The sequence below is a fragment of the Pseudomonas sp. NFACC05-1 genome (assembly GCF_900100135.1).
GTDB classification, from domain to species: domain Bacteria; phylum Pseudomonadota; class Gammaproteobacteria; order Pseudomonadales; family Pseudomonadaceae; genus Aquipseudomonas; species Aquipseudomonas fluorescens_Q.
In genome coordinates, this window is the sequence record NZ_FMTR01000013.1 from 17,140 (window position 1) to 39,592 (window position 22,453).

Below are 22,453 nucleotides of genomic sequence, written 5' to 3' on the forward strand. Positions count from 1 at the left end.
CCGAAGCGTTCGGCTTTGGGCATGCCATGTATCGCGAGACAGGGAGACTCAGATGACCCAACCCTTAACCCCTACACCCGCCGCACCCGACGCCAGCGTTGGCGACGCGGTGCTCAACCAGTTGCTCGCCGGCCCGACCTCGCCGGAGGTAGCCGCCGCCCTTCTGCGCAGTGCGCTCAAGAAGCTCTATCCCCATTTGCATCTGGACCCGAACAATACTGTGATCGGTGAACCGGACTGGGAAATCGTCGACGGCCAGATCGTTGAGCGGCCCACGCGTTACCAGACACTCAGCAACATGCTGGCGGCACGGATGAACGAGGACTATGCGACGCTGCTGATAGAGGGCTTTCACTTTCTGACCCACCTGCCACTGACGACCCCCGAGGTGCACCTGCCGGTGCGCATCGCTCAGATCGGCAGCCTGATCAATGAACTCGCGCCCGTCATGGTGTCCGCCTGCCAGGAACAGCAACTGGCGTACTGGAACGCCACGATCGGCACCGCGCCGCCGCGCTGGCATGAGCTCTCCAGCCTGCTGCACAGACTCTGGGACGTTAAGCAGGTCAAGGGCTGGACGGACTCCGACTGTGCCATGGCCAGGCAACTGTTCCTGTACCCCGACCTGCAGGACCGCAAGGCCAACGACCCTTATGACACCCATGCGTACCTGATCGACATCGATGAGGTGGATGGCGACAAGTTGACACGCATGGTCGACAACTCCCTGGTGGTGCTGATCGGAACCGTCGACAAAAAACAGACCATCCTCGCCTACTCGCTGCGTCGCAGCTACGAGAAGTTCGACTCGCTGCAAGCATTCGGACAGACCCTGCCTGATCATCTGGGCAACGTGGAGGGCAAGAGGATCCAGTGGCGCTTCTTTGAGCCCGAAGGCAACATTTTCGATCACAAGGCCTGCGGCTTGATTGCCACCCAGGTACAGATCCTGGGCTCTCCCGAGATCCTGAAAGGGTTCATGACCGACGAAAGCGAGCAGCCCGCGCTCAGAGGCACACAGACCGACACCGGTCCTGATGCGGCCTGGTACGAGAAGCAGATGCCTGACTGGCTCCAGCAAGCATCGACGTCCGACCAGATCCTGTTCGCCCAACACATGAAGAACCTGTCCGCGCTGAGCAGCTCCCATGCCGGCAAGACCTACCTGGACGATATTCCCCCCATCAAACACTATGCGCTGAACGCGTTGAAACAACAGATGCAATCGGAGCATGCCGACGCCGCGACGCTCGACCCGCAACGGATCGAACTGCAAATCCGCAGCCCCGTCGTCTGGGGCACCTTCGTTGTTCCCGGCAAAATCGAGATCACGCGGCTCAACCTCGTCGACCTGGCGCTACAGAACCTGATTGCGCTGCCCCTTGGCGACAAGGTGGTCCGGTCTCTCGACGGCGACAAGCTGCCCGGATGGATGACGGTCGATTACGTCGAAAATCTGGTGACCAAGGTCGATATCGGTCGCGTTTATCCCGAACTGGTCAAGAGCAAGCTACTGGGCGATACCGTCGAATCGACCCGCCGGGAAAATCTTTACACGGCTCAGCTACGCATCCAGTTACCCATGCTGGCGCTGGAGAGCAAGATTCGCGGCGATTGCAACATCGACGAGCGCGGCTACCGTTACATCGCCGCCGTGATGGAGACCGACGAAGCCGAGCGCAAGGTCGACGGGCAGACGATCGTCATGCGCGAGCTGGCTTTCGTCTCCGGCCAGTCCCAGGGCACTGCGGGGGACGTCGTGACCAACATGTTCGTGATCGGTCCGCAGGATTTCGATGCAGGTCCCTGCGTGCTCTATCGCCCGCTGCTGGAACCGCAGCTGTGCCAGTATCCGACGCCGAGCAATCTGATCTACGCCATCCGGCAGACGCCCTCCTTGCGTCAATCGGTGCTGGCCTGGCTGCCCGACGGAGTACGCGAGAACTACAGCCGATACCTCTTTTCCGGGCCGATCCCCTCGCCCTGGATGATCGTCGAATTCGCCACCGACCCCTTCTCTTCGTGGACCAACAGCGCCCCCGTCAGCTTGAGCAACCAGACTCTGGGGGCGGATTTCCTGCCGCGGTTGTTCAGGTCCAATGCCGAGGCCTTGACCGCCCTCGCTGATCGTCAGTCTGTGTCCAATAGCGAGAACCGCTGGGAAACCTTCAAACAGGCCAGTTGGTTGATTTTCAACCTGGCCCTGCCCTACCTCGGGGCTGCGGCAGGCACCGCCATCTGGCTTTGGCAAATCCTCGACGACGTTGAAACGATGACACAAGGCGACGAAGAAACCGACAGCCAGGCCACGTGGGAAGCGTTTGTCGACCTGTTGCTGAACATGGCCATGGCGATTACCGCACACGCCATCGAGCGCGCCCGGGAGAATACTGGCAGCCGCCTGACAGAAGCCCCCCAGGTCGTGCCCGAGCTGGAAAAACTGGCCAAGCCTGCGCCCATCATCGAGCAATTCATACCGCCCAAGGACACCAGGCTGCCCGCCGAGCACTACGACACCATTCATTCCAGTGGCGCCTTGGCGGGCAAGTCCGGCGAGCATGCCAAGCTGCTCAGGCCCTTGAGCGTCAACAAGCCCGAGCACGCCGAACAGCTCAAGAGCGAAGGCCCGCTCAAGGGCCTCTACCAACAGGGCGATGACTGGTTCGCCAAAATGGCCGACAAGTGGTTCAAGGTAAAAGTGGAAGGGGACCATGTGTCCATCGTCGACGAAAAAGACCCCTCCCACCCAGGGCCGGCGCTGATGCGCCATGCCCACGGCGAATGGCATGTCGACACGCGCCTGCGTCTGCGCGGTAGCGGATCGAAAGGTGCCCGGCAGGAGGTCATCGCCGATGCCAGGCGCCGTGGCACTCAGCTGCTGGCGCAGTTGACTCGCTTCGAAGAAAAGAAAATCGAAGGCCAGAAGTTGCTGACCATGGATGCCAAGGAGCTGGGTAAGGCCTCCGGCTCTGCCAAGGAGCTCAAACGCATCATCTATTTGAGTACGTTGAAGACCCAACGGGAAAGCTACGAAGAAGCGTTGAAGATCCTGACCGAATGGCCGGTCTTTCAATCAAGGCCCGACGCGCCTCAAGTCCGACTCGGCTACTTGAACGCGCAGATCAATTTCACGTTCGAGGAAATAGACGCGCTGAAGGCTCGCTTCACCCCCGCCCTGAGAGAAGCCCTGGACATGGCCACTTCGACAATCGAGGAAATCGAGCAGCAACACGTCGATGCTGCCGATGCCATGATCCGGGTCGGTGACGACATGATCGAGCGCCTGGATTACATGGAAACCCGCTTCTACCGACTCAAGAAGCAGGGGCGCGAAGGCTTTGAATTCCTGCGCCAGCACCGCGGGAAAATGCCGGCCTACAAAAGCGATGCGATCCGCCTGATCCAGTTGGACATGTATCGCCACCTCTGCCTGTCGCTCGACAGCATCCACACCGTGCCTGAGGGGTGGGCAGATCTCAACCAAGTGGTCGATAACATCACGGTTGCGTTCCAAAGCCTGCACGACGCCATCGAGGAGCGAAGTGTGATCAGGCTGGACGAACAGATCGATGCATTTGGCAGCCTGACGGAACAGTTCACCGCCATCGAAGAACATCTCGAATACCTGGGCGATGAATATAAGGCCAGTGTGCGCCCGGCAGAACTCAATCGACTGATAAAGCAGATTGGCCAGACCAAGAAACGCGCAGTCCGTCACCTGGCCTGGGCCCTCGATGAGCGAAGCAACCGGCGCAGCCTCGGCAACCCGTACGAGCAGCGCCCCCGGCCTCGGAAAAAGTTCATCAGGGCGCGTTTCTGGGGTCTGGTCAGTGGCGAACCCCGGCTCTCGAAAACCAAGGAAGAGACGGGCTGGGTCGATGTGAAAAACCCGCTTTCAGAAAAAATCATTGCCACGTTTCATCGCAAGGAAACCGGTGAGTGGGTGCCTCACGTCATCGCCGAAGCGCCGGCGCCCGTTCCTGCGTTGGCAACCAGCATCACCAAGGGCAAGGCCCTGATTGACGGGCTGGCAGCGTTCAAGACGCAAATCCAGGAATACGCCAACAAACCCAGTCGATCACCCACCGGCATCGGGATGATTCTGAATGCACACGCAGGCCGCATGGAGAAAGTCGCCGTGGCGATCACCAAGGCGCTGGACAATGCCTCTAACGAAACGGTGGGTGTGTCGGCCCAAGAGCGGCAGTTGGCCGAGTCCACCCGCAAAGCACTCAAGCAGGCGTCCAAGACGCTTTATGAGGAAGGGTTCGAAGGCATCCTCAAGGTCATCAAACAACGGCCACCGACCATGAGTGGCTTGATATGGCTTAAAAGCCGGAACCAGATTTCCATCACTCGGCAAAAGAACCGGCAACGCCTCCGAGGTCCTGTTTATGGCTATCTGGACCGGTACGAGATCAAGGACCTGAAAGAGAACAAAACGCTGTGGTTCGCCGACTTCCGTTATTCCACTGACTGGGCGCCTGCCCATGCTTATCTGTCGGCGCGTTTGAAAACACCGGAACAAGTCAGCCTGGGCCGGGCCGCCGACTCGACCAAGGAGTTGACCCAGCGGCAACTGATCGATCTTTACCGCAGCGAAATCGCCGTGGACCAGGCCAAGGAGGTATTCTTTCCAAAACGACTGTCGTGACGGACAAAGCCAGGCGTCTGTCGACGCCCGGCACTCATGTCGGCCAGGCCTTCGCCAGACGCGCCAGCGCGGCATCGATCGTCGCAGGTGGGACCGCCGCGAACCCCAGCACCAGCCCCGCCCGTACCTGCGTCGGGGCAGTGGCAGGCAACCAGTAGCTGCTCAAGCCATTGACCTCGACGCCGGCTTCGGTGGCCCGGGCGATCAGCTCGCGCTCGCGCTCGATGTTGTCCACCGGCACCGTGACGTGCAATCCGGCGACGACCGTGGGCATGGCGCCGACGCCGTTCAACGACTTCGGCCAACCGGCCAACAGCGCATCACGCCGGGCCAGCGCAGCGCGGCGCATGCGCCGGATGTGCCGCTGGAAATGTCCGGCGGCCATGAACTCGGCCATCACCGCTTGGGTGCTGACTTCCGAATGGCGCACATCCACCGCGCGGCGGCGGGCGAACGCATTGACCAGGCCCGGCGGCAACACCAGGTAGCCCAGGCGCAAGGCCGGGAACGCCACTTTGCCGAACGTGCCGACGTACAGCACGCGCCCCTGGCGATCCAGCGCCGCCAAGGGTGCCAGCGGCGCACCGCTGTAGCGATATTCACCGTCATAGTCGTCCTCGACGATCCAACCATCGTTGCGTTCAGCCCAGGCCAGCAGCTCCAACCGCCGTGCGAGGCTCATGACCACCCCGGTCGGGTATTGATGGGACGGCGTGACGTAGGCCAACCGACAATGGCTCAACGTATCGAGCGCCGAGCAATCGAGGCCTTCGCTGTCGACCGGCACGCCTTTCACCTCGGCACCGGCCACGGCGAACGCATGCCCGGCCGCGCGGTAGCCCGGGTTTTCCACAGCCACGACGTCGCCGGGGTCCACCAACAGCTGTGCACAAAGGCTGATGCCCTGCTGCGCGCCGCTGGTGATCACAATTTGTTCAGCGGTACAGTGCAGGCCACGGGAGCTGCGCAGGTAGGCCGCGATCAGGCCGCGCAAGCGTGCGTCACCTTGCGCGTCGCCATAACACAGTTGCTGCAGATCCGGCTTGCGCCAGAAAGCCGCATTCAGCTTGGCCCAGACGTCGAATGGGAACAAATCGAACGCCGGAACGCCGACCCTGAACGCCTTGGGTGGGCCACTGGGCGGCTGGGGCAAATGGTGTTTTTCGACGCGGTTCAAGGCATCGCTGTGGATAACTTTACTGGATGGGCCCACAGGCAAATCGAGCCAATCTGTGGATAAGGCTGTGGGTAAGCCTGTTGAAAACCCTGTGGGTACTTTTGTGGATATGTTTTTCAGCGGCAGTGTCGTCGAAGACAGTTTCGCCACATAAGTCCCATCGCCCACGCGCCCTTCGATGAAGCCCTCGGCATAGAGCTGGTCGTAAGCCCGCACCACGCTGTTGCGGGAAATCGCCAAGGCCGCCGCCAGGTCACGGCTGGCGGGCAGACGCGTGCCACTGGCCAGGCGCCCGTCCAATACTCGCGCGCGTAACGCCTGATACAGCTGACGACTGAGCCCCTGACGGCGGTCCAGCTCGATTCCGGCGGGGTTGAACGACAGGGGTGGCACGGCGGTGTTCATGATGATCCTCGCAAATGGACCTATCGAATTGGTCATAAGTGGCTCTTACAACAGACCAATAGCCTGCCTAGGATGCTCCCATTCGCCAAGGAAAATCGTCATGTACAACCCAAAAGCCTTTGCCGTCGAAGACCTGCCCCAACTGCATGGCATGATGAATGATTGCCGTCTGGCCGTATTGATCACGCACGGTGAACACGGCTTGCAGGCCAGCCACTTGCCGCTGTTGCTGGACACCCAGCAAGGCCCCAATGGCAGCCTTTACGGGCACATGGCCCGGGCCAATCCACAATGGCGCGACCTGCAAGCCGGCGCCGAAGCCTTGGTGATCTTCGCCGGGGCCGATGCCTATGTGAGCCCGGGTTTCTACCCCAGCAAGGCCGAACACGGCAAAGTCGTGCCAACCTGGAACTACGTGGCGGTGCACGCCTACGGCACGGCCGAGGTGTTCAGCGACCCTCATCGTCTGCGCGACCTGGTCGGCGCCCTCACCGATCGCCACGAAAGCGGTCGCGCCCAGCCGTGGACAATCGATGACGCACCGGCCGAGTACATCGACAGCATGCTCAAGGCTATTGTCGGTTTCGCCCTGCCGATCCAGCGCCTGGAGGGCAAACGCAAACTCAGCCAGAACCGCAGCCCGGCGGATGTCGCCGGCGTGCGCAACGGCCTCGCCGCCAGCCCCGACCCGCAGGACCAGACGCTCGCGCGGCTGATGCCTGATCCATCGTCCAAGGAGTGAATATGAGCCAGACCGAAATCCGCCTCGTCAGCGCTGACGATCACGCCGCCTGGCTGCCGTTGTGGCAGGCCTACTTGCGTTTCTACAACACCGAATTGCCGGACGCGGTCAGCCAAAGCACCTGGAAACGTTTACTCGACGACCGCGAGCCAACCCACGGCGCCCTGGCCTGGAATGGCGACACGGCGGTGGGCCTGGTGCATTTCATCTACCATCGCTCGAACTGGAGCATCGAAAACTCCTGCTACCTGCAAGATTTGCTGGTGACGCAACAGAGCCGCGGCACCGGTATTGGCCGCCAGCTCATCGAGTTCGTCTACCGCACGGCCAAGGCCGATGGTTGCTGCAAGGTGCACTGGTTGACCCATGAAACCAACGCCACCGCGATCCAGCTCTACGAGCGCATCGCCGAGCGTCCAGGCTACATCCAATTTCGCAAAGCCCTTTAAGGAGCGCAGCATGTCGACTTCACTCGCCGATTGGAAAGGTGTCCCGGCGCCGTCTACGCAACTGATCGAAGGGCGTTTCATCCGCCTGGAAAAACTCGACCCGGCCCGCCATGCCGACGGCCTGTGGCAAGCCCTTGAAGGTCCCGGGGCCGACCCGAAGCTCTGGGATTACTTGCCTTACGGCCCGTTCAAGGACCGCGGCGCTTTCGATGCCTGGCTGGACAATCATGCGGCCAATACCGACCCGTACTTCTTCAGCGTGATCGACCGTGCCAGTGGCGACGTGCAGGGCATTCTCAGCCTGATGTCCATCGTCCCGGCCCAGGGTCGCATCGAGATCGGCCACGTGACCTTCGGCGCGCCGATGCAGCGTTCGCCGAAGAGCACCGAGGCGGTGTACTTGTTGGCCAAGGAGTCTTTCGCCCTGGGTTATCGCCGCCTGGAATGGAAGTGCAACAACGGCAACGCCCGCTCCAAATATGCCGCCGAACGGTTGGGGTTCACCTTTGAAGGTGTTTTCCGCCAGCACATGGTGGTCAAGGGGCAGAACCGCGACACCGCGTGGTACTCGATGCTCGACTCGGAATGGCCGGCGATTGGGGCGGGATTCGAGCGGTGGCTGAGTGAGGAGAACCAGCGCGAGGGTGGGCAGGTGCTGGGGTTGGTGGAGTGTCGGTCGTCGGTTGTGGGGGACTGAGGGTCCGCTATCGCGAGCAAGCTCGCTCCCACAAGGGATCTGCGGTGAACGCTGGATCTGTGGACACTGAAGCCCCCCCTGTGGGAGCTTGCTCGCGATGGCGGCGGCACAATCAACATCACCGCCCGACCATCACGAGCACCTCACCGTCACTCAGGTTTAGGCTTCACCTCACCAATCTTCTTGAGTGACTCTGGGGTCACGCCCCGCCTTGCGTACTGCCAGGCCCAGTCCGGAATGGCCAGGTGGCTTTCCACGTACACGGCAAAATCCAGGCGGCTATGGCCCAGGCGATCGGTCGGGAAATCGAAGTTGTACAGATACTGCTGGGCCCGCCGTTGGCCGATGGACAGCAGCCGCTGGATAATCTGGTTCGCGCGGAACTCTTCCGGTGCAAGGCTGCCTCTCAAGGCCAAGGCAAGATGCAACTCGGAATTCAGCGCCCGGGGTTCGGCCAGTGTCTTTCGGATGGTGGCGTCGCTGAAGTGCGGCCCGATCAGGTCGGCCCAGATCTGGCTGGCGTAATCCTTTCGGAGTTTCTGCAGAGAGCTCCACAGATTCGGGGTCTCGAACAACAGGGCAACCCTGGCGTTGGACGGCGGCTGTCCCGCAAAGCTGAACAGTTTTGCGACCGCGGGGATGTCGTTGTCCATGATGTTGCCCCACGCGCCCCCCAGGAACACCAGGAAATCCGCCAGTTCTTCCTGACGCGTGACGATGTTCTCCAGGTTCCGGTCGTCAAACAACTGCATCCAGTCGACATCGATGCTTTCGGTGCGCTGCAATTCGGTGTAGCGGGTGCTCGCATACTCCGCAAGAAGCTGGAAACGCCTATCGGACAAGGCCGGGTTACGTAGCCACCGGGCCACTTCGCCCACCCGCAACAAACCGCCCAGGTTATGCGCGATGATCGGCGACCTGAACAGAAAATTCGCCCGTCTCAGCAAGACGGGGAAACGCCCGAGAGCGGTCTTGAACAAGTTGACAGTCCTATCGGCCCTGTCCGTGTAAATGAAATGATCGAACAGCTCCGAAGTATCACTGACGTACTTGCCAGAATCGGCCACCAACAAACTCTTGGCATCATCCAGATCATCGCTATTGACCAGGTAGGCCCCATCGAGCAGGGCTTCAAGCTGGTCTTCGTCCAGATGACCGTGCAGCGCTTCGTCATACAGGATATAAGCCGAACTGTTATTGGGATGGTGATTGACCAGTTGCCTTGCGGTCACGCCGTACTCCAGCAGGATATGGGCCACGTCAGGAGTGATCAGGAGGAACTGGTCATCAAGCAGGGCCTGGATCAGTTCAGGCTCAACGGGCCGCTCCAGGATGTCCTGGAACAGTTGGTCCATGGATTGTCTTTCCTGCCCTGTGAAGGGAGCGTTGATGCTTGGCACCAATCTGGCCGGAGGCCGATCAGACAATATACGCCCGACTTGCTCGAGGATTTCTGGCGGCAACCTGGTTCCAGGGTGTGCAGTGATCGCCGTGCGCACCGAACTGTTCGCATACAAGTCCAGATAACGCAGGACCGGTTGAAACAGGCGAAGCGGATTGGGCGCGCCATAAACAATCCGAGTGAGATCGAGCATCGCCGCCTGCCCCATCAGGTTGACCAGCGAAGGCGCATTTTCAAAAAGCGCTTCCTGGATCCGGGTGGCTTGCGGCGGCAGGTAATGGCCTAGCTGCGGATGCTGATCGACATAATCGGCCACTTCGTTTCGCAAACCTTGCATCGAAAACGTTTCCTGCGCTTGCCCTTCATTCAAGCCACGCGTCATAGCATTGAAGAAACAATCGCCGTCGGCAGGAATCTCGACGATCTCTTCGCCCAGCACCACGCTGTAATGATTCTGCGCCGTTCGACGCAACACCACATCGGTGTCTGCTCGATCCGGATGGCCATCCATTGGAAAAATGGTTTCGTCCTGCCCAGGGCTATAGCGCACCGACCAGACACGCTCAGGCGTCAACTCATCGATGATCAACAGGCTACGGTTCTGTGGCCAACTCGCCAGACGCGTCATGATCGACGGGACCAGGTCCATGACCTGGGTGTTCCAGGTACCCGGGGTCCGAATCGAAGCGGCAACGGTAGAGAGCGCCATGGCCGGGATCTTGGGCTTGGATGGTCCGGGCTGAGGCGATGAGTCCGCCGGTCGTTTACCGCCTCCCCGACCAAATCCCACGGTGCGCCATTCTCCGTCCGACATTCGCGCCACCGTACTTCTCATGACGCCGCTGGAGCGGATGTTCAACCCTGTCAGCGGATCGACGAGCACGGCCTCGGTGGCGTTCAGCTTCGTCTGGTCGTGCACGCGGAACACCGTGCCATCGGGTTGGCGTACGTACACGGGGCGGGCTATCACGCGACCTGTCGCCACGTCGCTGACCGTCGCACGATAGAAGCCCCGGGCGTCCGCTGCCAGACCTTGTATCACCGAGGTATCCGCCACGGCATAACGGCCGTAGATCGCGCTATCCAACGGCAATCCGGTCAGCGCCTCCTCCGGACTCTGGCGTGCCGTCACCGCGCGGAAAAACGACTGGCTTCGCGTGGGCACCGCCACGCCTGCGGACAGGCGCCATCCGCCGTGGTTCGCTATGGTGTGCACCAGCGCCAGGGTTCTCAAGTTCAGCGGAATGGCCCCGGTCCTGAATATCAGCAAACCGGTCTTGATGGCGCTCTTGAGCATGTGGATACCGGGCGCCAGGAACAGCCCGGCCAGCTCCAGGACAATCTCGATCACCATCTGTCCGAACCGGCCATAGGTTTGATGGCGAACATCCCGGTTGCTGTTGGAGCGGTGATCGGCATGGGCGCTGTGAAAGTACACGTGCGCTCGATGCAGCGCCTCGAACAGGTCGTCGGTGATCAACGCGCCGCGAATCAACGGACGACCACCCTGCTGCCCCAGTGTCCGCTTGATTTCCGCCGGGTTGCTGGTGGAAATGCGTGCCCGGAAATATTCTTGCCAGTCCTCACGGGGCAACAGCTGCGCAATGCCATCGCTCAGATCGGCAAACTCATGGAAGTCTTCCCCCTCGGGCGCATCCGGGAAATAAACGCCAACGGTGCCCTTGATATCCGGCCCCGCCTGATCGGAAAAGATCAGCGCGCCATCGATGCTGGTCGCATTGCTCTGCCTGGCCTGCTGCCCGCCCGCCGCCATGCTGCCACCCAGCAAAAGACCGTAGACATGAACCGCGCGCCCCATGACCGGCGCGCGGTGCCTGGCTGATGGCGAGCGCAGGACGGCGTCGAGCCAGAGGGCGAGCTTCTTTGCCGGTTTCGGAGGATTGAAAGCCTTATCGATCAGGCTGGCCTTGAACACCTCGTCGCCCTTGAGCGAGGCCTCGTAGCCTTTGAATTTCAAATTGGCGAGGTACGCGGTCTGCCAAGTCTTTTTATAGTCCGGTTTATTCATCTCCTCCTTGAGCATGGCTTGATAACTGCCACCGGCATCGATGCTCGTCACCATCCGCGCGAGTTCGCGCCCGGTCAACGTGATGAAATAGCCGTTGGCCGGATTCCGGATGCGTTGGCCGTCCCCATCGACCAGGTAAACGCTCAACACTTCGCGCATGCCGTTCGGGTATTGAGCCGGGCGCAGGTTGTCGAGCAACAGTTGGGTCAGGCTGGTGCTGCGCGACTGCCTTGGATTGGCGCGTTGGCCATAGAAAAACGTGACCAGGCTCTGGTCAGGGTCGGGATCGATGCCGGGGTGCACGGTTTTTTTCAGGTACTCCTTGACCTTCTGGCGGGTGAACTGCAACAAGGTCTGGATATCGCTACTGCCCAACTGATAGGCCGCCTCCAAGACCTGGGTTTCCAGGCTGCGATAGGTCGATTTCTCCGTACGCGTGGCGGTCTTGTAGAAATCGCCACGGCTGTTTTCAACCAGGATTTCCTGACGGACCGCCAGCGGCCCGGCCAGCGACAACATGGGCAAGTCCAGCGCATCCTCAACGTTCAGGGCAAAAGCGGTCAAAGCGACCGTCTCGTTTCCCGGAGCATTCAAATACCTTTCCAGGGCGGTGCTTTGAATCTGCAACAGGTCATCTGCCGCCACTTCAAACACAGACCCGGACAATTCAGAGGCAATATCCCGGATCGCACGTTTCTGCCCTTCGTAGATGGGGCTCACTTTATTGATCAGGTCTTGGACAGAACTGAATCGCCGTATTCCGCCTTCCAGGGAGTACAGGAACAGATAGGGTTGATCGGTCCGTTTGATCACCATCGCCGCCGGCCATTTTTTCGGCGCTGCAGTGCCCATATCGAGCATGACGGCGTACACATGGGGAATCGGGGCCCGCAGCAAGCGGTTTCTGTCGGCCATGGAAGGATGGGTGGTGATGAGGTCCAACAGGCGATCTTCCTCAGCCTGCCGGGTTCGTGCGTCCGGGCTCGATTGGGTGCCTGGATCGCGATCGATTTTGTACAGGTCGAAGAGATGCAAGAAACGTCGTGAAAGCAGATGAGCGAGTGCCGCGTGCGTGGTGGACGCCGGGGTTGGCGTATCGAGAACGTCTGCGCCGCTGCTGTTACGGAAGCGCGTGAGATCGTCGCGCCATTGCTGTTTCAATTCTTCATTGCCGGTGGGCTGGGCGATATAGAACACGGCCTCCAGGGTCGCCGCCGTTTTCGTGTCCAATGGGCTGGCGAAGACGCTGTCGGCCTCTTCCACCGAGTCTGGGCGGCTGAAGAACCCTACGCCGCCGACCGTATAAGTGGGCGGTGTATCCGACACCAGGCAGTCCAGCATCACGTCGGAAAAACGCTGCGACGAGGTCAATGAACGGCTGCCCGTCGCGTCAACAGTAAAGTGGTTCACGTACCAATGATCCGGGTCGATGTCTTGAAGCAGCGATCCACGGAATTTTTTCTGCGGGATCTTCGCCTTGATCCGGCTGGCCAGCAGATTCTTGAGCACCGAGTCGAACGTTGGAAGAGCGGCAAACAAGCGCGCCAGTTTCACCTGATTGGTGTCCAGCAACGCCAATTGCCTGGCCTGTTCCTTTTCACGGGCACCGAGCAGATTGCCCTGGGCATCCACCTCAGTCATGACGGGCTGGCCGATGCCCTGGTAGCCGGGTGCAATGCCGGCGCGCAATTGCTGCAGGACGTCTGGCGCAAGAGCCTTGCCGTTGGCCCGCAGTGCCGAGAAGTCCAGGGACATGTGACTGATGTGGGGATAAATCCAGCCCTCGCGGGGGGAGTGACCAGAGGAAGATCCGCGGCTTTGATGAGCGATCAGAAAGCCTTGGGTCACGGCGTCACGCAAAGGCACCGAGGTGCTCTGGGTGACGGCGGCCGAGTCGATAGTCTCGACTTCTTGATACGTGACGTTGACCTGTGTATCGCCGGTCAGGCCCCATTGACCTAGCCATTGATCGGCGAATACATGCGGTTGAAAGCGAACCCCGTTGGCCAACAGGCTGATGGGTTTCAAGCGCGCGGCAGGAAGAGGCGACGGCGCGCTAGGTTCATGTTCGGAGAAGACAGGCATTGAAGTGTCCCGGTTGTGATGAGGACTGGGACCCTATCGCGCCGTTCGACCGGAAATGACATACATATGTATAGGAGTGGCTGGCGGGCTCGGAGAAAAGCGTAAGGCGGGATGTCCTCGCCACAAAGGCAGTCCAGTGCGTCTCAATGGATGCAGGCGGCAGCTTCTACTTTTGTGGCGAGGGGATTCATCCCCGCTGGGCTGCGCAGCAGCCCCAAAGACGCTGAATGCAATCAACCTGACACACCTCAGCGGCAGGTTTCAGGGCTGCTGCGCAGCCCAACGGGGATGAATCCCCTCGCCACAGGGGTACCGTGTCCCCGGCCCAAACAGGTGATTCCATCGGTTCAGGGTAGCTGTTGCGCCAACACCGCAATATGCTCCGGCCCGATCCCGCAGCAGCCGCCCAAATGGCTCGCCCCGCGCTTCTGCCAGTCAGCCGCCCACTGCAGGTACCCCGGTGGATCGAGGTCTTCGCGCAACGGATCCAGCCCGTCGTTGGCCGTCGCTTCCTTCGGTTGCGGCGGGAAGGCGTTGGCGTACGCACCGATGTGGATCTTCACGCCCAGGCGCTCGAAGGTGTCTCGCGCCGCATCAATGGCCGCGCCGATCACTTCCGGCTGGCTGCAGTTGAACAGCAGGGTCTCGACGCCCAGCTCGGCCGCGACCGCCGCCGCGTCCGCCACCGGTTCGCCGGAGCGCAGGCGCGGCACTTCGTCGGTGTCTTCATCTTTCAGCGTGAACGACAGCCAGAACGGCTTGCCGTCCTGCGGCAGCCCGGCGTGAATCGCCCGCGCTTCGACGGTAGAGCTTTGGGTCTCGGCCAGCCACAAGTCGACATGAGGCGCCAGGCCGGTCACCAGGGGGGCCAACAGTTCACTGGCGCGGGAAGCATCGAAAAGATCGGGGCGATAGGAACCGAACAACGGCGGCAGCGACCCGGCCACCCGTACCGTCTTGCCCGAAGCCTGCACCGCCCGCCGCGCCAGCTCTCCAGCCAGGGCGGCCAGCGCCTGGCCTTCCGCGGCGAAACGCGCCTCGCCAATATGGAACGGCACCACGGCATAACTGTTGCTGGTGATCACGCTGGCGCCGCTGGCGATGTAAGCCGCGTGCACCGCCTCTACCGCCTGGGGCGCTTCGCTCAAGGCCAGGGCCGACCACTCGGGTTGCCGGAACGGTGCGCCACGGCGTTGCAGTTCGCGGCCCATGCCGCCATCGAGAATGACTGTCGTTGCTGCGCCCATATGCGATTCACTCATAAGCTTATGAAAAATACTCACTACCGGAGTTGTTCTTATAACTATTTAATACGCACCATTCAGTTCACTACAACTTATTTTTCTACCCCAGGGATCTCACGTGAAATTACAACCATTGCTGGCCCTGGGCCTGACTCTACTGGCCGCCTCGTCGCAGGCGTTCGCCGGCGCCACGCTGGATCGCATCGAACAGAAAAAAGAACTGGTCGGCGTGTTGATGGAAAGCTATCCGCCCTTCTCGTTCCTCAACGATCAGAACCAGCTCGACGGTTTCGACGTCGACGTGGCCAAGGCCGTGGCGCAGAAACTGGGCGTGAAGCTGCGCCTGGAAACCCCTTCCTGGGACGTCATCGCGGCCGGGCACTGGAGCGGGCGCTATGACATCTGCATCTGCTCCATGACCCCGAGCAAGGCCCGCGCCGAAGTCTTCGATTTCCCGGTGCAGTACTACGCCTCCCCAGCCGTCATCGTGGTCAACGCCAAGGATGACCGTATCCACGGCGCCAAGGACTTGAGCGGCAAGAAAGTCGGCCTCACCAGCGCCTCCAGCTATGAAAGTTACCTGAACAAGAACCTGGTGATCGAAGGCGCCGAGGATACCCAACTGAGCTATCCCTTCGAGGACGTGCAGGTCGCCCCGTACGATACCGATAACGTGGCGTTCCAAGACCTCGGCCTGGGCGCCGGGGTGCGCCTGGACGCGGTGTTGACCAACCTGGTGACCGCACAGCCGCGCCTGACCGAAGACAAGCGCTTCAAGCTGGCCGGCGAACCGCTCTATTCCGAACCGAACTCGGTGGCCATCGAAAAAGGCGATGCCCAGTGGGACAACAAGGTGCGTGAAGTCTTCGCCCAGTTGAAACAAGACGGCACCTTGAGCAAACTCTCGCAAAAATGGATCGGCGCCGACATCACCCAATGACTTCTTTTCCACCCCCTCAGCCACCGCCAACGGTGGCTGAGTCTCGCCTGCAAAAAATCTTCGGTTTTCGCACCCGGTTGTACCTGACCTGGGCGACGATGCTGGTGCTGTTCGCGAGTTTCTTCCTGAGCTTCGACCTGAAGTTCTCCATCATCCTCGACAAACTGCCGAACCTGCTGGGCGTGCACCTGGCGCCCAATGGCTTTTTGCAGGGCGCGGTGCTGACGTTGTTCCTGTGCCTGTGCTCGATCGTCGCGTCGTCACTGCTGGGCTTCATCACCGCCCTGGCGCGGCTGTCCAGCAGCGCGGTGGCGTTCGGCATTGCCAGTTTCTATGCGTCATTCTTTCGCGGCACGCCGCTGCTGATCCAGATCCTGCTGATCTACCTGGGCCTGCCCCAACTGGGCGTGGTCCCGGGCGCCATCGCCGCCGGGATCATCGCGCTGTCGCTGAACTATGGCGCCTACCTGAGCGAAATTTTCCGCGCCGGCATCCTCGGCGTCCCCCACGGCCAACGCGAAGCCTCCCTCGCCCTGGGCCTGAGCGAAACCGTGATCTTCTGGCGCGTCACCCTGCCCCAGGCCATGCGCACCATCATCCCGCCGACCACCAACCAGTTCATCTCGATGCTCAAGGATTCCTCCCTGATCTCGGTGATGGGGGTTTGGGAAGTGATGTTCCTGGCGCAGTCCTATGGTCGTTCCAGCTATCGCTATATCGAGATGCTGACGACGGCGGCGATCATTTATTGGTTGATGTCCATTGCGTTGGAGCTGATCCAGGCGCGGATGGAGCGGCATTATGGGAAGGCGTATCTCAAGCGCAGCTGAGAAACCACGGCTGGTCAAATCGACATTTCCGAGGATGCTGTAGGGCAAAGCTCTCTGTCATGGAAGCCAGCACGACGATACGCTGCCCCCCCGACCCGCAGCCTACAGATTCGATCTGTCGTGTCTTGCCGACGGCCAGGAGATGGCTGGCATCGCCCTCCCGGCTGAATTTTTAAAGTGCGGACTCCTTTAATGAGAGGCCGCATTCGATGTCTATCCAACACCTATACCCACCCCAACGCCTGGCCCTGACAATCGCCCTGGTGCTCGGTTGCGCCGACGTTTCGATGGCAGGGCAACCTGCTGATCCGCCCGTCGTCCCCAAGACAACAGCCGACTTGCAAGCTCAACTCAAAACGTTCGCCGAAGCAGTGGATACCACATCGCCCAAAGTCACCAAGCCCCACAAAGGCGTAGAGAAACTGGATGACACCAACGATCTGGCCCTCGTCGGCGGACGCGGGAAGTTCAACGGCGCTGTTGATGGTGGCGGAGGAACCAACATGCTGCGATTGGAAGCCAGCAAAGGTGGAAAATTGGAAGGAGCCCATAACTTTGAGGCTTTGCATGTTGCAAAAGGCGAATGGGAACACACCGGGAATTTCACTGGCTGGGGAGTGATCGAGCCGGAAACCACGTTGATCAACACCGGCCATATCGACGGACAAATCGGGGTTCTCGGTACATTCGATAACAAGGGCGTTGTCGCCAACAACGTGATCGTCGAGCAAGACGCAGGCATGAGCAACTCAGGTGCCGTGAATGGCGCAGTCCATGTACTTGAGAAGGCCAGCTTCAGCGGCAACGGATCTGTAGGGTTCCTGAGCGTGGCAGGCCAGCTGAAGGTCGGTCCTGAAGTCGGTGCACCCTCGATCAGCGGAAACCTTGAACTGTTTAAAGGCGCTGAATTGATCTACGGCATCGATGCTGCGGGCGCCAGCGCCACGGTCAATGTCGCAGGCACTGCGACGCTGAACGATGCGACCCTGAGAATCGACGCCGTACAGGTTGAGGACATGGGCACAAGCGAGCACACCGTGATCCGTGCGAAGCAGATCGAGGGGGCGTTCGGCACGATCATCAACAATCTCCCCTTCATGACCGCGACCCCGCACTACAGCGGGACGGAGGTTGGCCTGACGTATGCGCGCAATGGCGTTCCACTCAACGCTGCAGCAAAGAACGAAAATGCAGAAAGACTCGCCGGCAGTATCAAAGAACCACAAACGGCCACGCCACTGCCGCCCAAGCCTGTCGACAATGGAGCGGCTGCTGAGGCACCTACAACCCAAGCAAAAGTCGATGATCCGGCACAACGTCCCCGCCAAGCGTCGCCAGTCGTCAGCATTGAACCGAAACCCACCAGCCTGCCGCACAACATCCCCGTCGCGAAACCCAACGCCGCCATCAACGCCCTGCTCGGCAGCAACCTGGTCACCGCCGCCGATGGCCTCGACCAGTTGAGCGGCTACGACACCGCCGACCTGGGCAACGCTACCCTGAGCAGTGTCACGCCCATCAGCACCGGCATGCTCGCGGCCATGGGCCAGAACACTCCGCAGGGCGCCCATGGCAATGGGCAGGTCTGGGTCCAGGCCATCGGCAACAGTGGCCGCGTCGGCAGGCATCTGGACGATTACGCGCTAAAGCACTCGACAACAGGTTTGCTGTTGGGAACCGACTGGGCGATCAACCCGACTTGGCGCCTGGGGATCATCGGCGCCAAGAGCGAGACGCGGCTGGACGGTCATCGATTCGAGGGCCGGCTCGACAGTTGGCATGTCGGCGCCTATGCCCTGCGTCAGGATGGGCCGCTGGCGCTACGCCTGGGCGCGGTGTATGGCGATCACGACGGCAGCACCAAGCGCCACGTGGCTTTCAACGGTTTCAGCGATCGACTCAAAGGTCGTTACGACGCCAACACGCAGCAGGTCTTCGGGCAAGTCGGCTACAACCTGGACATTGGGCATTTCGATATCGAGCCCTACGTCCAAGTGGGCTACCAGCGCTACCAACGCGATCACTTCACGGAGAAAGGTGGCGACGCCGCGTTGCGGTACAACAGCCAGGCACAGGAAAACTACACCAGCGAGCTGGGCCTGCACCTCGCCCGCCCCTTCGTTCTGGACCAGGGAGCGCGGTTGACGCCACGCCTGAATGTCGGCTGGAAACACCTCTATGGCGACGTCCGAGGCAGCTCCCGTCAACGTCTGGTCGACGGCGGCATGACCTATACCGTCGAGGGCATCGAGCTGGACCGGGACAGCTTGCTGCTGGAAGCCGGACTGGACCTGGCCGTTTCGCCACGACACACATTGGGGGTGAGCTACAAAGGTGAAACCGGCCAGGACAACCGCAACGGTGCGCTGATGGGGCAGTGGCGGATGATGTTCTGACAGGCAAAAAAAAGGGGAGCACATGCCCCCCCGAGGTTAAAACGGTGTATCGAGACTGTTAAATCAGCCTTCGATCTCGATCAGGATCTCGCCCGGATTGACCCGGTCGCCCTTGACCACATGAATCGCGGTGACCTTGCCGGCGATGGCCGCCTGCACTTCGGTTTCCATCTTCATGGCTTCGGTGATCAGGACGGCCTGACCGGCCTTCACCACATCGCCCTCCTTGACCAGCACATCGACGATGTTGCCGGGCATGGTGGTGCTGACGTGGCCCGGCGCAGTGGCTTGCTTGCGCTTGCTGCTGCCGCCGCCGACAAATTCATTGAGCGGTTCGAACACGACCTCTTCGGGCATGCCATCGATGGACAGGTAGAAGTGACGCTTGCCTTCGGCCTTGACGCCCACCCCGGTGATGTCGACGCGGTAGGTTTCGCCGTGAACGTCGATGACGAACTCGGTCGGCACGCCTTCACCGCCCACCGAGCTCACGCTACCCGCCTCAGGGATCGGCAAGAGCACTTCCGGAGTCAAGGTGCCGGCTTCGCGCTCTTCCAGGAACTTGCGACCGATGTCCGGGAACATGGCGTAGGTCAGTACGTCCTCCTCGGACTTGGCCAGCGCACCGATTTCACCACGCAGCTTGGTCATTTCCGGCTTGAGCAAATCGGCCGGACGCACATCGATCACGTCTTCGCTGCCGATGGCCTGGCGACGCAATTTCTCGTTCACCGAACCTGGCGCCTTGCCGTAGCCGCCCTGCAGATAGAGCTTCACTTCGTTGGTGATGGTCTTGTAGCGCTCACCGGCCAACACGTTGAAAAACGCCTGGGTACCGACGATCTGCGAGGTCGGGGTCACCAGCGGCGGGAAGCCGAGGTCTTCGCGCACCCGCGGGATTTCCGCCAGCACTTCATTCATCCGGTTCAGCGCGCCCTGCTCTTTCAACTGGTTGGCGAGGTTGGAGATCATCCCGCCCGGTACCTGGTTGACCTGGACGCGGGTGTCCACCGCGGTGAACTCGCTTTCGAACTGGTGGTATTTCTTGCGCACCGCGTAGAAGTACAGGCCGATTTCCTGCAACAGTTCCAGGTCCAGGCCGGTGTCGAACTCACTGCCTTTAAGGGCCGCAACCATCGACTCGGTACCGGGATGGCTGGTGCCCCAGGCGAAACTGGAGATCGCGGTGTCGATGTGATCGGCACCGTTTTCGATCGCCTTGAGCTGGCACATCGCAGCCAGGCCGGCGGTGTCGTGGGAGTGGATAAAGACTGGCAGCGACTGCTCGCTCTTCAGCGCCTTGACCAGCTCGCCAGTGGCATAGGGGGTCAGCAGGCCGGCCATGTCCTTGATCGCCACCGAGTCGCAACCCATGGCTTCCATTTGTTTGGCCTGGGCCACGAACGCATCGATGGTGTGCACCGGGCTGGTGGTGTAGGCGATGGTGCCCTGGGCATGCTTGCCGGCGGCCTTCACCGCTTCGATGGCGACCTTGAGGTTACGCACGTCGTTCATCGCATCGAAAATACGGAACACGTCGATGCCGTTGACCGCCGCTTTTGCCACGAACGCCCTGACCACGTCATCGCTGTAGTGGCGATAGCCCAGCAGGTTCTGGCCACGCAGCAGCATTTGCAGACGGGTGTTGGGCAGCGCCGCGCGCAGTTGGCGCAGGCGTTCCCACGGGTCTTCCTTCAGGAAGCGTACGCAGGCATCGAATGTCGCGCCGCCCCAGACTTCCAGCGACCAATAGCCGACTTTGTCGAGCTTGTCGCAGATCGGCAGCATGTCTTCGGTGCGCATGCGGGTGGCAAGCAGCGATTGGTGGGCGTCGCGCAGGATTGTGTCGGTAACAAAGATCTTCTTGGACATGGTCATACTTTCCTTACAGGCCTGCGTGGGCGGCAATGGCGGCGGCGATGGCCAGGGCCAGCTCTTCGGGTTTGCGCTTGATCGAGTAGTTGGTCAGTTCCGGATGGCTTTCCACGAAGCTGGTATTGAACTGGCCGCTGCGGAATTCCGGATTGCGCAGGATCTCCTGGTAATACGCTGCGGTCGTCTTGACCCCCTGCAGGCGCATGTCATCCAGGGCTCGCAGGCCACGGTCCATCGCCTCTTCCCAAGTCAACGCCCAGACCACCAGTTTCAGGCACATCGAATCGTAGAACGGCGGAATGGTGTAGCCGGTGTAGATCGCCGTGTCGGTGCGCACACCCGGGCCGCCAGGGGCGTAGTAGCGGGTGATCTTGCCGAAGCTGGGCAGGAAGTTGTTTTTCGGGTCTTCGGCGTTGATACGGAACTGCAACGCAAAACCCCGGTGCACGATGTCTTCCTGCTTGACCGACAGTGGCAGCCCGGACGCGATACGGATCTGTTCGCGAACGATGTCGATACCGGTGATTTCTTCGGTGATGGTGTGTTCCACCTGCACCCGAGTGTTCATCTCCATGAAGTACACCTCGCCTTCGGCGAGCAGGAACTCCACGGTGCCGGCATTCTCGTAGCCCACGGCCTTGGCCGCGCGCACCGACAGGTCGCCGATGTAGGCGCGTTGCTCGGGCGTCAGTTGCGGGCTGGGCGCGATCTCGATCAGTTTCTGGTTGCGGCGCTGGATCGAGCAGTCACGTTCGAACAGGTGCACCACGTTGCCGAAACTGTCCCCCAGGATCTGCGCTTCGATATGCTTGGGATTGACGATGCATTTTTCCAGGAACACTTCCGCCGAACCAAACGCCTTGGTGGCTTCGGAAATGACCCGCGGGAAGGCCTGTTCGAGTTCTTCGCGGCTGTTGCAGCGACGGATACCACGACCGCCGCCGCCGGACGTGGCCTTGAGCATCACCGGGTAACCGATCCGATCACCTTCGGTCAGCGCTTCTTCAATGCCCGATACGTTGCCTTCGGTGCCGGGCGTGACCGGTACACCGGCCTTGATCATGCTGCGGCGCGCTTCGGTCTTGTCGCCCATGCGGCGAATCACTTCCGCCGACGGACCAATGAATTTGATGCCGCGTTCAGCGCAGATGTCTGCCAGTTCGGCGTTTTCCGAGAGAAAACCGTAGCCGGGGTGCAAGGCATCACAGCCGGTTTCCACTGCCAGGTTCACCAGTTTGCGCGGGTTCAGATAGCCGGCCAGCGGATCGGCGCCAATGCTGTGGGCCTCGTCCGCACGCTTGACATGCAACGCATGGCGGTCCGCGTCGGAGTAGACCGCGACCGAGCGAATGCCCATCTCGGCGCAGGCGCGCACGATTCGAACGGCAATTTCACCACGGTTGGCGATCAGGATCTTTGTTATCAATTGGAGGTTCCCTTGAGCCGGTGATACCACGGCCTGGGGTCCAGGCCGACGCGTGACCAGATGTAACAATTGGTCGCAGCACCACACTAGTCCTGGCTGTTG

At 60.8% G+C, this 22,453-nt stretch carries 12 protein-coding genes; 7 read left to right on the top strand and 5 right to left on the bottom strand.

All coding sequences use genetic code 11. From position 1 onward, the window contains the following. Positions 1 to 52: 52 nt before the first annotated feature. Entirely contained in the window at positions 53 to 4,654 is a 4,602-nt protein-coding gene (locus tag BLO97_RS18910; protein WP_092347320.1) for a dermonecrotic toxin domain-containing protein, read from the top strand. Positions 4,655 to 4,688: 34 nt separating this feature from the next. On the opposite strand, the gene BLO97_RS18915 is transcribed toward BLO97_RS18910, so the two are convergent. Further along, positions 4,689 to 6,236: a MocR-like pyridoxine biosynthesis transcription factor PdxR gene (locus BLO97_RS18915; protein WP_092347323.1), complete on the bottom strand. Its 1,548-nt coding sequence runs from the start codon at positions 6,234 to 6,236 to the stop codon at positions 4,689 to 4,691. A 100-nt stretch (positions 6,237 to 6,336) separates the two neighbouring features. Here BLO97_RS18915 and BLO97_RS18920 point away from each other — a divergent pair, with 100 nt between their 5' ends. The 3 genes from BLO97_RS18920 to BLO97_RS18930 are packed head-to-tail and all read left to right on the top strand — an operon-like array spanning position 6,337 to position 8,124. Further along, positions 6,337 to 6,978, top strand: a complete 642-nt coding sequence (locus tag BLO97_RS18920) for an FMN-binding negative transcriptional regulator (RefSeq protein WP_092347326.1) — start codon at positions 6,337 to 6,339, stop codon at positions 6,976 to 6,978. 2 nt (positions 6,979 to 6,980) lie between these two features. Then, complete coding sequence (locus tag BLO97_RS18925) at positions 6,981 to 7,427, top strand: GNAT family N-acetyltransferase (protein WP_092221203.1); 447 nt, start codon at positions 6,981 to 6,983, stop codon at positions 7,425 to 7,427. Positions 7,428 to 7,437: 10 nt separating this feature from the next. Next, on the top strand, positions 7,438 to 8,124 hold the full coding sequence (locus tag BLO97_RS18930; protein ID WP_063323726.1) for a GNAT family N-acetyltransferase: 687 nt from the start codon (positions 7,438 to 7,440) through the stop codon (positions 8,122 to 8,124). Between the two features lie 149 nt (positions 8,125 to 8,273). Here BLO97_RS18930 and BLO97_RS18935 read toward each other — a convergent pair whose 3' ends face one another. Together BLO97_RS18935 and BLO97_RS18940 are read right to left on the bottom strand one after the other, a co-directional pair. Further along, positions 8,274 to 13,640 (bottom strand): OTU domain-containing protein, encoded by a 5,367-nt coding sequence (locus BLO97_RS18935; protein ID WP_092347329.1) that lies wholly within the window; start codon positions 13,638 to 13,640, stop codon positions 8,274 to 8,276. Positions 13,641 to 13,987: 347 nt separating this feature from the next. Then, positions 13,988 to 14,887, bottom strand: coding sequence for a homocysteine S-methyltransferase family protein (locus BLO97_RS18940; RefSeq protein WP_092221197.1), 900 nt, complete (start codon positions 14,885 to 14,887; stop codon positions 13,988 to 13,990). A 115-nt stretch (positions 14,888 to 15,002) separates the two neighbouring features. Here BLO97_RS18940 and BLO97_RS18945 point away from each other — a divergent pair, with 115 nt between their 5' ends. From BLO97_RS18945 to BLO97_RS18955, 3 genes are all read left to right on the top strand, one after another. Continuing rightward, positions 15,003 to 15,824 carry an ABC transporter substrate-binding protein gene (locus BLO97_RS18945; RefSeq protein WP_063323723.1) on the top strand — a complete coding sequence of 274 codons (822 nt, stop codon included), beginning with the start codon at positions 15,003 to 15,005 and terminating at the stop codon, positions 15,822 to 15,824. Further along, complete coding sequence (locus BLO97_RS18950) at positions 15,821 to 16,654, top strand: amino acid ABC transporter permease (RefSeq protein ID WP_072343546.1); 834 nt, start codon at positions 15,821 to 15,823, stop codon at positions 16,652 to 16,654. The genes BLO97_RS18945 and BLO97_RS18950 overlap by 4 nt, the downstream gene beginning before the upstream one ends. 209 nt (positions 16,655 to 16,863) lie before the next feature. Next, positions 16,864 to 19,050 carry an autotransporter outer membrane beta-barrel domain-containing protein gene (locus tag BLO97_RS18955; RefSeq protein WP_092347333.1) on the top strand — a complete coding sequence of 729 codons (2,187 nt, stop codon included), beginning with the start codon at positions 16,864 to 16,866 and terminating at the stop codon, positions 19,048 to 19,050. A 63-nt stretch (positions 19,051 to 19,113) separates the two neighbouring features. On the opposite strand, the gene oadA is transcribed toward BLO97_RS18955, so the two are convergent. Both oadA and BLO97_RS18965 read right to left on the bottom strand, forming a co-directional pair. After that, positions 19,114 to 20,922 carry a sodium-extruding oxaloacetate decarboxylase subunit alpha gene (oadA, locus tag BLO97_RS18960; protein WP_092147661.1) on the bottom strand — a complete coding sequence of 603 codons (1,809 nt, stop codon included), beginning with the start codon at positions 20,920 to 20,922 and terminating at the stop codon, positions 19,114 to 19,116. 13 nt (positions 20,923 to 20,935) lie between these two features. Continuing rightward, positions 20,936 to 22,351: an acetyl-CoA carboxylase biotin carboxylase subunit gene (locus BLO97_RS18965; RefSeq protein WP_063323719.1), complete on the bottom strand. Its 1,416-nt coding sequence runs from the start codon at positions 22,349 to 22,351 to the stop codon at positions 20,936 to 20,938. Positions 22,352 to 22,453: the final 102 nt, after the last annotated feature.